The organism is Tepidisphaeraceae bacterium (genome assembly GCA_035998445.1).
Lineage (GTDB): Bacteria > Planctomycetota > Phycisphaerae > Tepidisphaerales > Tepidisphaeraceae > DASYHQ01.
On record DASYHQ010000055.1, the window covers coordinates 1 to 13,007 of the forward strand.

Genomic DNA, 13,007 nt, shown 5'->3' on the forward strand with positions numbered 1-13,007 from the left:
CGACGCGATCGAGCCGGCCCCGTCGTTCGGCGGCAGCGTCGACCGCCAGTTCATCCTGGGCATGGGCAAGGTCGGCCAGACCGTCAAGATCCTGCTCGACATCGACAAGGTCCTCGGCGACGACGAGGTCGAGGCGCTGGCGCAACTCGCCACACCGGCGACCACCGCCGCGGCCGCGTAACGAACAACTAGAACCACTTAACTTCATCAATTTCGAGATCAACAAACGAAAAGGGAAACTCCTCATGGCACTTACCATTGGAAAACGCGTCATTGGCGGCTTCGGCCTTCTGCTGGCTCTCACGGGCGGCATCGGCGTCTTCTCGGTCATTCAACTTCGCGGAATCGATAAGAATGCACACTCGCTCGCCGAGGATGCGCTTCCGAGCGTCGTCGTCGCTTCGGCGATCGAGTCGACCTCGAAGGACGGATACGGCTACATGTTGAACCACATCATCTCCGACACGCCCGACGAGATGACGGAGTTCGAGAACCGCATAAAGGAATCTGGCGGTCAGGCGGTGGAGCAAACCCAGAAGTACAAGACGATGATTACCAGTGACGTCGACCGAAAGATCGTCGACGACATGGAAGCGGCGCAAAGCGCCTATCGCGAAAGCCGCGACCGCGTCATCGCGCTTAGCCGTGCGTTAAAGACCAAAGAGGCGTTCGATCTAGTCAAGAAGGAGACGCGCGGGCACTTCAACCGCTACCAGGAACAGGCTCAGAAGCTCGCGAAGTTCAACGTGGAGCTAGGTGACAAAGGTGGAGCGGAGATCATCGCCGCCAGCGCCAGCGCGATCAACGGTGTCATGATCGGTCTCGGCGTCGCCCTATTAGTTGGCGTGGTGGCCGCGGCACTCATCGTCCGCGGCGTCAACAAGGCCCTGACGCGCATCGCCAACACGCTGGGCGAGGGTTCAACGCAGGTCGCGTCGGCCTCCACGCAGGTGTCGGCCGGCAGCCAGTCGCTCGCCCAAGGCGCCAGCGAACAGGCCGCCGCCCTTGAGGAAAGCACCAGCGCCCTCGAGGAGATGTCCTCGATGACGAAGAAGAACTCTGAGACCGCGATTCAGGCCCGCGCCCTGGCCAACGACACGCAGGCTGCCGCCAGCAAGGGCAACGAGGCGATGGCCAAGATGTCGACCGCGATCAACGACATCCAGAAGAGCGCGACCGAGACGAGCAAGATCCTCAAGACGATCGACGAGATCGCCTTCCAGACCAACCTGCTCGCCCTGAATGCCGCAGTGGAAGCCGCCCGTGCCGGTGAGGCGGGCAAGGGCTTCGCCGTGGTCGCCGAGGAAGTTCGCAACCTGGCAATGCGTTCGGCCGAGGCGGCCAAGAACACCGCGACGATGATCGAGGGATCGGTCCAGAACGCCCGCAACGGTGTGGCGATCGTGACCGAGGTCGGCAGTTCGCTGGCCGAGATCACCGAGGCGTCGCAGAAGGTGAACAACTTGGTCGGTGAGATCGCCGCGGCGAGCCAGGAGCAGAGCCAGGGCATCGGTCAGATCAACACGGCCGTGTCGCAGATGGACAAGGTGACCCAGGAGTCCGCCGCCAACGCCGAGGAATCCGCCGCCGCCGCCGAGGAACTCAGCAGCCAGGCCGAGCAGCTGCAGGGTGTGGTGGGCGAATTGGTCGCGCTCGTCGGTGGTTCGGCCCAAGCGGCAAGCCGCGAGCCGGCCCGCAAGGTGAACAAAGCGAAGGCCCCCACCACCGCCCATAAGGCACCGGTGCGGATCAAGCCCAAGTCATCGTCCGCCGAAGCCGCCATCCCGTTCGGTGACGACGGCGACTTCAACGAGTTCAGCAAGGCCGCCTAACGCAGTCCGCTGGCCAACCGCAGCAGTTCGATCGGCGAGTGCTCGAAGGACAGGAGGTCCTTCAGCACTCGCCGATCTTGTTTCATGCGCGGCGCATTGGCACGGTGCGCCGTGGCCATTACGCCCAGTTGATGTTCACGATTTACGCGCGGCGGAAGCGGAACGGAACTGCCTGATGGACCTCGGATCAGAGCTGTCCGAGATCAAGCGGAACCGATCCGCTCGGGTCATCCGAGGTCCGGTTGAGCATGTCCGTAGATCATTTTTGGCGACCGACCCACGACGAACAGGTACGATGTTGCGCACAATTCTGAAGCCTTCCAAGAAACGAATAGCCCGCCATGGCTGCAATGCCGCAGGCGAATGATGCCCTGCACGACGGCCAAATATGCGTGCGTTAGCGAAGCAGTTCAGCGATGCTTCGATAGGAAGACAGGACAGCGCGGGCGGGAAATGAGTCGAAACTACTACGAATACTGTATATTTAGAGTACTCAAACGGAGAGGGGGAGATTCGAACTCCCGTAACCTTTCGGCTAACCGGTTTTCGAAACCGGCGCATTCAACCACTCTGCCACCTCTCCAAGTGGGACCGGAAGATTACAGGATTCCGGGTTGCCCGTCAAAACAGGTTCTTTTTCTGCGATCTCTGGCAGATGGACGCCGTGAAGGATCAATGTGAATCGACGGCCGCGGCCGGGCATTCTCGGAGGTTTGCTGGAGCTCTCACGTGGTGGAGACGCAGAAATAGCTGGAGGCGCTGTGTGAAATAAAGGCAGTTGTCGGTCGACTAGAAATGGCACGACCCGGCGTCGCGTGACACCGGGTCGTTTGAGAAGCGGGTGAAGGGGGTCGAACCCTCGACATTCACGTTGGCAACGTGACGCTCTACCACTGAGCTACACCCGCGGATGGTGAGGCGAGATATTATCGAGTTTGGCGGGCGCGTCAAGAGTGGGGACGCGGGCGGTCAAAATCGGGTCGAGGCTGACCTAATCGACAGCTTCGATCCCCAAGTCTTTCACTTTCTTGTTCAAGGTATTGCGATTGATCCCGAGGAAGTCGGCGGCCTTGGTTTTCACGCCGCCGCACTTGTTCAGGGCGCGGTCGATCAGAGCGTGCTCGATCTGGTCGATCACCAGTTGGTAGATCTCGCCCTCACGCATTTCGTAGTCGACGATGGACTGGTCGGCGAGGCGCTTGGTCAGGGTTTCGATCGACTCACTCGATTGGTTCGTCCGCCGTTGGGCGGCGAACATGCGAACGCTGAGCGGCAGCAGTTCCTCAATGAAGTCTTCGTTGTTGCTCAGGACGACGGCCCGCTCGATCGCGTTTTCCAGCTCGCGCACGTTGCCGGGCCACGGGTAGCGCAGCAGCACGTTCAGCATCTCGCGGCTGATGCGGCGCAACCGGCGGTCGTTGACGGCGTTGTACTTGTCCAGGAAGTAGTCGATCAGCCGGGGGATGTCCTCGCGGCGGTTGCGCAGCGGGGGCAGGTAGATGCTAACGACGTTCAGGCGGTAGAACAGGTCCTCGCGGAAGTTGTTCTTGGCCACCTCTTCCTGCAGATCGACGTTGGTCGCTGCGATCACGCGCACGTCGACCTTTACCACCTGCGTATCACCGACGCGTTCGAACTCGCGCTCCTGCAGCACGCGGAGCAGTTTTACCTGCAGTTGCGGCTCCATCGTGCCGATTTCATCGAGGAAGATCGTGCCACTGTCGGCGGCCTCGAAGCGGCCCATCTTGTCGCGAATGGCGCCGGTGAAGCTGCCCTTCACGTGGCCGAACAACTCGCTTTCCAGCAGCGTGCCCGTCAGTGCGCCGCAGTTGACGCGGACGAACGGCTTATCCTTGCGCGGGCTGTTGTAGTGGATCGCCTTGGCGATCATTTCCTTACCGGTGCCGGTCTCGCCCAGCAGCAGCACCGTCGCGCGACTGTTGGCGACCTGCCCCACCGTCGCGAAGACGTCGTGCATCGCCGGGCTGTCGCCGATGATGTTCTCAAAGCGATACCGGTCGCGTACCTGAGCCCGAAGTTGGGCATTTTCTTCCAGCAGCTCTTCCTTTTGCCGCATGACCATGCGGTTGATCTGGATGGCCTGGGCCAGGAAGGCCGCGATAATCTCAAGGAAGCCGCGATCACTGACCAGCTGCGCTTCGTCCACCAGTGGCTTGTCGACCGACAGGGCACCAGCGGTGCGGTTTTCAATCTTAATCGGGACGCACAGAAAGCTGACGGCCCCCGCCTGGTGGTTGTACCGCCCGGTACGGTTCAGGAAATCTGGTTCACTCCGAATGTCGGCGATCACTCGAGCCCGGCCGGTGGCGACGACGTTTCCGGTGATGCCTTCGCCCAGCGCATACTTGCCGCGTTCGATTTCGTCGGTGGTCATGCCGACTGCCGCCTCAGTGCGCAGGCGACCCGTCGATTCATCCAGCAGAACCAATGCACCGCGGTGCATATGTAGCTTATCGCTAATGATTTGCATAATCCGGCCGAACGCTTCTCGCAATTGAAGCGTGGACGACAGGATCTGCCCGATCTCGGTTAGAACAGCCAATTCCTGATCGGCGTGTCCTGCGGCTGCTTGCAAATTAGGCGTTTCGCCAGAAGGCATGTCGATACTGTAAGCAGGGCCCGCTGCGTTAGCAATCACCCCGTCATTTTTGCATACCCAATCTCCCGCGAGTGCGTTCGATATGAGTGAGACTGAAGCAACCCGCAATTTTCGCCGATAACGATTGTAGCGTACGCACCGGCAAGGAATTGGTTATGGGCGCATGTCTACTCTCAAGCACGCTCCGTCAACTGCGGGACAAGTCACTTCGTTGGCAGTTGGTGGGCCTATGCATGACCGGCACGGCCGCCTGCACGGTGGCCGCTGGCGTTGCGCTGAACTGGGCGCGCTCGCCGGGCGAAGGGACGGGGATCGAACTTCTGCACACGCGGGTCTTCCTGCTGATGCTCTCGCTGGGTGGCATCTGCGCGATCGCCGTCGCGATCGTCGCGGGCAAGATGCTTCGGCCACTTCACCAGATCCGCCAATCCATGTTAAACGTGATGGCCGGCCAGTACGACGTCGCGCCCAAGATCGCCCCCTTCGGGCGCGAGATGGTTCAGCTGGACGACGCGTTCCGCCAGATGGTCGGCTCGCTGCGCGATAAGCACGCCGTGGGCGACGACGCCAAGCTGGTGCTGGCCGCCCGCACGCAAACGGTCGATCGGTTGCTGGAGTTCTCACAGACGATCCAAGGCGCCGGCCGACCGGACCAGGTCTTCCAAACGCTGTCGTACTTCCTGCAGCAGGAGCTTTCACTGGCGGGGCTCATGGTGCTGGCGGTCGAGCCGGGCGCCACGCCGTCCACGCAGGTGAAGGCTTCGTACCCTACCGACCTGAACGTCTCAGAACGCATCATCGCCGACATCGATTCGACCGTCTGCCCCTGCCTGCGGCAGAACCTACCCCGGTTGTTCGCGTGCGAGAAGTCGCCCATCCGCTGCGCGATCGACAGCGTCCTGGCGCTGCCCCCGGCGCACCCGGCGTACTGCATTCCGTTCAACATCCGCAAGAGCCAGTGCGTCGCCCATATGTTGCTGCCGATCGGGCAGACGTGGACGGAGGACCGCAGGCAGCTGGCACAGACGTACATCAACACCGCCCATTCGGCGCTCGTGTCGCTCAACCTGCTGGCGGAAGCGGAAAAGCAGAGCATGACGGACGTGCTGACCGGCCTGTACAACCGCCGGTCGATGGAGAGCCTGCTGGAGCGCGAGGTCGCGTTGGCCGAGCGGCACCAGCACACGCTGTCGATCGTGATGATCGACATGGACAAGTTCAAGGAAGTGAACGACACGCACGGCCACGCCGCCGGCGACTACATGCTGAAGTCGTTCGCCGACTGCGTCCGCATCACGCTGCGCAAGACGGATCTCGCCTTCCGTTACGGCGGTGACGAGTTCTGCATCGCCCTACCGCAGACCCCGATCGAACAGGCCCAGCAGGTCGTGCAGAAGCTACGGCAGGCATACATGTCGGTCGACTTCAGCGACGCGATCGCCAAGCTTGAACACCAGCCCACCCTCAGCATCGGCGTCGCCGAGCGGGCCAAACCGTCGATCCTGACCCTGCAAGCCCTGTTGGCTGCTGCCGACACGGCGCTGTACGACGCGAAGAACAACAACCGCAACTGCATCAAGCTCTACACGCCGCCCAAAGCCGCGTGAGATCCGACGAGACATTCTTCTGTAGGACAGGCATTCCTGCCTGTCTCTCCCTCCGTCTTCTTTATTCTGTGGCACAGGCATTCTTGCATATGTCTCTTCTGTCTTTGCCATTCTCGGCGGCACCGACATTCTTGCATGCCAATCTTTATGCGTTGCGCTTCCACAAATGCAAAAGAGACGCGAAGTCGCGAAGGCGCGAAGCCCGACGCGAAGGAAGACGGAGAGAGTAACGCGAAACGGTATGGCGACGGCGGTCTGGGTAAGGCAAAACGCGATTTCGTGCACCATTGTGCACCATTTTGCACCATCGCGTGATGGCAACGGGGATTCACGACGTCACGCACGTCAGCTATTCGGTTGTCAAAGAGCACGCTATCCATCTCTACGCCCGCGCTGCGCAGTTGAGGGGGTTCTGGCGCAACGCTCTTCGGATTTCTTCGTGTCCTCCTTCGTGTCCTTCGCACCTTCGTGGCTCCCCGCGTTCGATCGCGGCTCCGCCGCGTGGCAGACACGAATGTCCGCCCCACCAATTGGAAAGACAGGATACAGAAGAGACACAGGCAAGAATGCCTGTGCCACAGAATATAGAATACGGGGGGAGAAGCGGACGGGGGGAGGAGACAGGCAGGAATGCCTGTCCTACAGAAGATCAATGCACACAGACTACAACAAGGCGCAGCCGGATCACGCAAGATCAATCGTCACCACTGCGGCCGCCGAGCACAGCGTCCACTACGGGCTTGATCGCCTCATAGTCAAACCCCCGCCGCTGGAGCATGCCGACGAGGCGGCGCTTGGCGACGATCGGGTCCAGCCGCGATAGTCGCGCAGCCTGCTTCTCCGCCAGCGCGCGGGCCTCGGCGACGGGGTCGGTAGCATCGTAGACCTCGTCCAATGCCGCCTTGGCGACGCTGCCCTTCACGCCGGCCCGCATCAGTTCCTGCATCGCGCGGCGTTTGCCGTGGTGCTTGTATTGAGCCGTCGTCGTGGCCTTCGATTTGGCGAAACGCGCATCGTCGATGTAGTTCAGCCGTTCGAGGTCAGTCAGCACCCCTTCAATGACGGCGTCGCCGTACTCGTGCCGGCCTAGCTTCTTCTTCAGTTCCGCCCGGCTGTGCAACCGCCCTTCCAGCAGGCGGATGGCGCGATCAAAGCATTCCTGCCGAACTTCCCCCCGCTCGATCTCCGCCACCTGCTCGGCCGACAGCGACAGCCCCTCGCGCAGCCGAAACGTCGCGACCACGTTCAGGTTCACGCCGAACGCGAACGCGCCATCCAGATAGATGTTCCGCCGATTCTGGCGGCGCTTTTGTTCGGAGATTTGGGTGATGACGGGCATGAGTGCGAATCGATCGTAGTTCGCAACTAAGGGGTGCTTACAACTTCCAGAAATTCCGTTGGCGAAAGTACGCGGAGTGGACCGCCTGCGAATCCATCTGGATCGCGCCTGATGACATGCGTTGCACCGAATCGCTCGCCAGCAAATGCTTGAATAGCGTCCTCGTAATCGACCAGAGGACTTGCGAACGCCTTAGTGAGAATGTCCCCATCAACCGCTGCGATCGGGAACGCCTTCAGCAGGATGTCGACCGCCTCGCGTGCGACGGCGCGATCGCGCGTCTTAGCAATGACGTAGTAAACATTGTTGACGCTTATCGCGGCGACGACACCGTCCGCCCGCCCGGTTTCCAACGCCGCCCAGACATTCACAGCGGGTTCCAAAAAGGGTTGGCGGCGCAGCAAGACGTCCAGTAGCACGTTCGTATCGAGGAGAACCCTCACTTGTTAGCCTCGTACTTATCGAAAAGTGCGTCGGCCAGTATTTCCTTGTAGTCACGGTCGTCCGCCGGTGTTGCACCCTTCAACAATCCTAGAGCGCTCCGGGTGATGGGCGGCAACTTGGTCTCGTCCAACGGCACGTCGCCATGCTCAACGGCGGCGACGAGCAATCGCCGTAACATCGCGTCGACCGTCGTGTTGCGGGCAAGCGCCAGGCGTTCGGCGCGACGGATCAGGTCTTCGTCGGCTTCAACTGTGACTCGTGCTACACCCATGTCAGTACCTCTCTTGCAGGGCCTACCGCTTCTTCTTCTTATTCCGGTCCTTCTTCTCCATGAACCCGCTCTTCTTCGTTCGCAGCGCCGGCGCCCCGCCACCGGCCAGGCCACCGAGGCCGCCGCCCATGATGCTCTTCATAGCGCGCATCTTGCCCATTGCGCCCATGCCGGCGAACGAGCGCATTACGTTGCGCGTCATCTCGAACTGCTTGATGAACTGGCTGACCTCGTGCGGCGCCACGCCCGCGCCCTGCGAGATGCGCCGGCGGCGGTTGCCGTCTAGCAGGTCGGTGTTGCGGCGTTCCTTCTTCGTCATCGAGTCGTAGATCGCCTGCATGCGACCCATCTGGTTCTCGATCAGGCCCTCGTTCTGCCCCAGCGTCTTCGAGAGCTGGTTCATGCCGGGAATCATGCCCATGACCTTGCCCATCGGGCCCAGCTTTTTCACCTGGGTCATCTGGGCCATGTAGTCTTCGAGCGTGAACGTGCCCTTCTCCATCTTTTCCTGGAGCTTGGCCGTCTGTTCCTCGTCGAACTTTTCCATCGCCTCGTTCACGAGGCCGACGATGTCGCCCATGCCGAGGATGCGCTGGGCCATGCCCTCGGCCCGAAACTCTTCGAGCCGATCGAGCTTCTCACCAATGCCGAGGAACTTCACCGGCTTGCCGGTGATGACTTTGGACGACAGCAACGCGCCGCCGCGCGTGTCGGAGTCGAACTTAGTCAAAATCAGGCCGTCGATCTCAAGCTGCTCGTTGAACCGCTTAGCGGATTCGACGGCGTCCTGGCCGGTCATGGCGTCTAAGACGAGGAAGACCTGGTGCGGGTTGAGCTGGGTGTTGACGTCCTTCAGCTCGGCCATCAGGGCGTCGTCGATCGCCAGTCGGCCGGCAGTATCGAGGATGACGATGTCGCGGCCGTTCTGCTTCGCGTACTGCACCGCGGCCTTACACACCGCGGTCGCGGCACCCTTGGCGACCTCGCCGTGCGGGGCGATCTTCGTGTTGTCGAGGTAGACCGGCACGCCCACCTGTTCGCCCACCACGCGCAGCTGTTCGACGGCGGCGGGCCGTTGCAGGTCGGCGGCGGCCAGCATGGGGTTCAGGCCCTTGCCCTTCAGGTAGAGCGCCAGTTTGCCGCAGGTGGTCGTCTTACCGCTACCCTGCAGCCCGCACATCATGATGACGGTGGGCCCGGGCGTAACGGTGTAGATCTTCGTGTCGACCGGGCCCATGAGGTTCACAAGCTCGTCGTAGACGATCTTCACCATCAGCTGGCCCGGCTGAAGGCTCTTGATGACCTCCTGCCCGGCCGCCTTCTCGGTGACGGCGGCGACGAAGTCGTTGACGACCTTGAAGTTCACGTCGGCTTCGAGCAGCGCGGTGCGCACGTCGGCGATGGCGTCGCGCACGTTTTCTTCGGAGATGCGACCCTTGCCGCTCAGGCTGCGCAGGGCGTCGGAAAGCTTGTCGGTTAATGCGTCGAACATAGGCGGATGATTATAGGTCGCGACGCCGTCGGAATACACACGCACGTCCGTCGCGCGACTGGCGCAACTTCGGCAGTGCACGATTGGCAGCGTTGTCGCGGTTCGGCTGTCGCACTTCGTGAAGCAAAGCGCGCAACCACCCCACCGCCGGCGCGAGCCAAGAGATTATCGGATGAAGCGTGCCCAGCCGTACTGGCACGAGCTTTGAGATGAGGAGAACGTCGCAGCAAAGGGGCTGCGACGAGTTGTACGAAAGGTGGAGCAATGCAGAACCTGATGAACCGTCCGACGAAGTCCAGCCACATCATCCTCCGCACCCTCGCCGCCCGCCCGGGCGAGCAACGCCCAACCGCCGCCGAGCGGGCCGCGGTGCGCCAGGCAGTTGAAGAGGGGAAGGACATTCCGGAACGCGCGGTCGATACGATCGTCGATCGGTTGATGAAGGAACTATCATGGTAGCACCACGCGATCGGGTAGCGCGGCCAATGGGTACGCGGCATCAGCAAATAATGCTTATGAATCGGGTGATTTTTCCGTTGTTGCGCCGCGTGAAAGTGGTTCAACTATATGGATGCGACACGCAAACAAACTTCTGGTGTTGATTGCGGCCATAGCGACTCCCTCCCTCGCCATCGCGGGCGAGCAGCCGACCACCCGACCCACTCAAGTCGTGACCTATTACGGGTACGGACATGACGCGGGCGTTCCGCTAAACGACATGTCCCCGCGCACGACAGACGTTGGCGCCGCCAGTCGCCAGTTTGGAGAGCCCAATCCGGACGCGACGCCCGAGCCGTTCACGGAGATAGATAAGCCCGTGTTTACCGTGCCGGGCGTTTACGGCAATTACATCAAGCCGCGGTATCGCAACTACAACCGGGCACTGTCGCCGAACTACGTCCGTCCCCAAAGCAACAATTTCGACGATGGCTCTGGCATGAGCGGCGCGCCGATGCGTTCGAACAACACCCCTGCCGGCGGCACCAACAAGGCCAGCGGTGGCAATTACATGAAACCGCAGCGATAGCTCGGTCTTCCAAAAGAGGTAGCGGCAAACGAAGAAGGCGACCCCGTACAGCGGGTCGCCTTCTTCGTTTACGTCTGCGTGCGGGGTTCATCCAACGAAAAAGATCAAGCCGCCATCGGAAGCGGATCGAACTCGACCGCCAGTCGATACCCGGCGCTGCTTGGTTCGCAGCGCAGCACCTTGCCGTACGCATCCCAGCCACGCTGAGCGCCATGGGGCGGGAAGAAGACGCTGAGGCGCTCTCCCTGCTGCACGGGCGTCTGGCTGATGGCAGATAGGCCGCCGAGCGACAGGTCGCGAAGGGCGAGGCTCAGGTGCGATTGCTGGCGGGCCTCGATCGAGTGGTCCAGACGACGCCCCTCGACACGCGTCCGCAACTCCCTACGTTGGAAGAGGCGGCGGTTGTCGTAGCTCTCCTGGGTATCCCAATCGGACATTCGCAGCATGGCAGCCATAGTTCGCTCCCGGTAAACCTCAGCCGATGTGGCCTACGTCCACCTTTCTCATCGGCATCGCGCACGGCAAGGTTTACCTGAATTGCCATCGGATTTACGGCGTCATTTACCGACACTAGTGATCGGACCCGGACCGCCCTACGATACAGTTCTATGTCCGCGTCTCCTGGATTTGTCTCGCTGGTCGGCGCCGGGCCCGGTGATCCCGGCCTGCTGACCGTTCGCGGCCAAACATTATTGGCCACCGCGGACGTCGTGATGTGCGATGCCCTGGCCAACCCACGGCTGCTGAGCCACTGCCGACCGGAAGCTGAAATCATCTTCGTCGGGAAACGGTCCGGCAAACACGGCATGACGCAGGACGCGATCAACGCCATCCTGGTCGACCGCGCCAAACTTGGCCGACGCGTGGTGCGGTTGAAGGGTGGCGACCCGTTCGTCTTCGGACGCGGCGGCGAAGAATGCCAAGTACTGGCAGCGGCGGGCATCCCGTTCGAAGTTGTGCCCGGCGTGACCGCGGGCATCGCCGTGGCGGCGTACGCGGGCATTCCGATCACCCACCGCGAATTCAACGGCAGCGTGACGTTCATCACCGGGCACGAAGGTCACCGCTGCGCGTCCACGGGTCTTGATGTGGATACGACCGACTGGGCGGCACTGGCCAAATTGCCCTGCATCGCGTTCTACATGGGCACGAAGGCGTTGCCGGACATCTGCGCGAAACTGGTCGCTGGCGGCATGCCACGCACCACCCCCGCCGCCACCGTGTCGCGAGGCACGACACCGCTGCAGCGCACGATCGTCGGTACCATCGCCGACCTGCCCGATCGCGTGGCGGCTGCGCACGTGGCGACGCCGGCGCTGACGATCATCGGCCGGGTCGTCGAGTTGCGCGAGCAACTGAGCTGGTTTGAGTCGCGTCCGCTGTTCGGGCAGACGATCGTGGTGACGCGGGCGCGCACGCAGCAAAGTACGCTCGTCGAACGGCTGGAAGCGCTCGGCGCGAACGTGTTGGAAGCCCCGACCATCGAAATCGCGCCGCTGTCTGACTTCGCGCCGCTCGACCGCGCGTTGCGGTCGCTGCGGCCGCAGGACAGTGCCGGTGGCCCTGGTTGGGTCATCTTCACAAGTGCCAACGCGATCGGCGTCGTCCGCGATCGACTACGTGCCATCGACCTCGACGCTCGCGCGTTCGCGGGCACGCACGTCGCCGCCGTAGGTGAAGCGACTGCCAACGCACTACGCGATGGCCTGGGCTTACGTGCCGACCTTGTCCCCTCCCGCGCCACCGCCGACGCGCTGGTAGACGAGTTGATCCAGCGCGATGCCGTCCGCGACCGCCGACTGCTGCTGTTGCGCGCCGACATCGCCCGGACCGACATCCCCGACCGCCTGCGCCACGCCGGCGGCATCGTTGACGACGTGGCCGTCTACCACACGCGCCCTGCCACCGCCCTGCCCGCCGGCGTCGTTGAGGCGATCGAATCGGGCCGCGTGGACTGGATCACGTTCACTAGCAGCAGCACCGCGACGAATCTATGTTCTTTGCTCGGGCCGCAGTACAGCGACCATTTGGCCAACGTGCGGATCGCGAGCATCGGTCCCGTTACGACCGAGACGCTGCACTGCCTGTCGCTCGAGCCCGCGGTGGTCGCGACCACCTTCAACATCGACGGATTGGTGGATGCGATCGTCACCCATAGTCGAGATCATTCGACCTAAACACCCGCGGGTGAGAAGGCCTCAGGCGATCATCAACACATGTCATCCCGAAGGGAGCGGAAGCGACTTGAGGATCTCGGACTAAGGACGGTTCTCGGCCTTGGGAGATGGGTCAGGTCGGCAAGCCTCCCATCGGGATGACAACGGGGCCATCCGAAAAGGCTCTGGCCCCCTAGCGTCAATCGGACTCGCTGTTTC

The 13,007-nt window shown here is 62.0% G+C and carries 12 protein-coding genes and 2 tRNA genes; 6 read left to right on the plus strand and 8 right to left on the minus strand.

The features are described from left to right. The coding region (locus VGN72_20855) for a hypothetical protein (protein ID HEV7301800.1) at window positions 1–181 on the plus strand (181 nt) is incomplete at its 5' end. Window positions 182–245: 64 nt separating this feature from the next. After that, window positions 246–1,832, plus strand: a complete 1,587-nt coding sequence (locus tag VGN72_20860; protein HEV7301801.1) for a methyl-accepting chemotaxis protein — start codon at window positions 246–248, stop codon at window positions 1,830–1,832. 498 nt (window positions 1,833–2,330) lie between these two features. On the opposite strand, the gene VGN72_20865 is transcribed toward VGN72_20860, so the two are convergent. From VGN72_20865 to VGN72_20875, 3 genes are all read right to left on the minus strand, one after another. After that, window positions 2,331–2,415 (minus strand) — tRNA-Ser (locus tag VGN72_20865). 253 nt (window positions 2,416–2,668) lie between these two features. Beyond that, window positions 2,669–2,740, minus strand: a tRNA-Gly gene (locus tag VGN72_20870). An 83-nt stretch (window positions 2,741–2,823) separates the two neighbouring features. After that, window positions 2,824–4,452, minus strand: a complete 1,629-nt coding sequence (locus VGN72_20875; protein HEV7301802.1) for a sigma 54-interacting transcriptional regulator — start codon at window positions 4,450–4,452, stop codon at window positions 2,824–2,826. A gap of 155 nt (window positions 4,453–4,607) precedes the next feature. On the opposite strand from VGN72_20875, the gene VGN72_20880 reads away from it, so the two are divergent. Further along, window positions 4,608–6,059 (plus strand): sensor domain-containing diguanylate cyclase, encoded by a 1,452-nt coding sequence (locus tag VGN72_20880; GenBank protein HEV7301803.1) that lies wholly within the window; start codon window positions 4,608–4,610, stop codon window positions 6,057–6,059. Between the two features lie 694 nt (window positions 6,060–6,753). Here the strand turns inward: VGN72_20880 and VGN72_20885 are convergent. From VGN72_20885 to ffh, 4 genes are read right to left on the minus strand one after another with little or no spacing between them, the layout of a single operon-like run. Further along, a complete protein-coding gene (locus VGN72_20885; GenBank protein ID HEV7301804.1) occupies window positions 6,754–7,398 on the minus strand; it encodes a RecX family transcriptional regulator in 645 nt (214 codons plus the stop codon). Between the two features lie 26 nt (window positions 7,399–7,424). Next, the gene (locus VGN72_20890; protein ID HEV7301805.1) at window positions 7,425–7,841 is read right to left on the minus strand and encodes a PIN domain-containing protein; all 417 of its coding nucleotides are present in this window, start codon (window positions 7,839–7,841) and stop codon (window positions 7,425–7,427) included. After that, the gene (locus tag VGN72_20895; GenBank protein ID HEV7301806.1) at window positions 7,838–8,113 is read right to left on the minus strand and encodes a hypothetical protein; all 276 of its coding nucleotides are present in this window, start codon (window positions 8,111–8,113) and stop codon (window positions 7,838–7,840) included. Before VGN72_20895 ends, VGN72_20890 begins: the two co-directional genes overlap by 4 nt. 22 nt (window positions 8,114–8,135) lie before the next feature. Beyond that, window positions 8,136–9,605: a signal recognition particle protein gene (gene ffh / locus VGN72_20900; protein ID HEV7301807.1), complete on the minus strand. Its 1,470-nt coding sequence runs from the start codon at window positions 9,603–9,605 to the stop codon at window positions 8,136–8,138. A gap of 264 nt (window positions 9,606–9,869) precedes the next feature. Here ffh and VGN72_20905 point away from each other — a divergent pair, with 264 nt between their 5' ends. Both VGN72_20905 and VGN72_20910 read left to right on the plus strand, forming a co-directional pair. Further along, window positions 9,870–10,064, plus strand: coding sequence for a hypothetical protein (locus tag VGN72_20905; protein ID HEV7301808.1), 195 nt, complete (start codon window positions 9,870–9,872; stop codon window positions 10,062–10,064). A gap of 259 nt (window positions 10,065–10,323) precedes the next feature. After that, window positions 10,324–10,632, plus strand: coding sequence for a hypothetical protein (locus VGN72_20910; GenBank protein ID HEV7301809.1), 309 nt, complete (start codon window positions 10,324–10,326; stop codon window positions 10,630–10,632). A gap of 104 nt (window positions 10,633–10,736) precedes the next feature. Here the strand turns inward: VGN72_20910 and VGN72_20915 are convergent, their stop codons facing one another. Continuing rightward, on the minus strand, window positions 10,737–11,087 hold the full coding sequence (locus VGN72_20915) for a PilZ domain-containing protein (GenBank protein ID HEV7301810.1): 351 nt from the start codon (window positions 11,085–11,087) through the stop codon (window positions 10,737–10,739). 153 nt (window positions 11,088–11,240) lie between these two features. On the opposite strand from VGN72_20915, the gene cobA reads away from it, so the two are divergent. Then, window positions 11,241–12,809, plus strand: coding sequence for a uroporphyrinogen-III C-methyltransferase (gene cobA / locus VGN72_20920; protein ID HEV7301811.1), 1,569 nt, complete (start codon window positions 11,241–11,243; stop codon window positions 12,807–12,809). Window positions 12,810–13,007 lie beyond the last annotated feature (198 nt).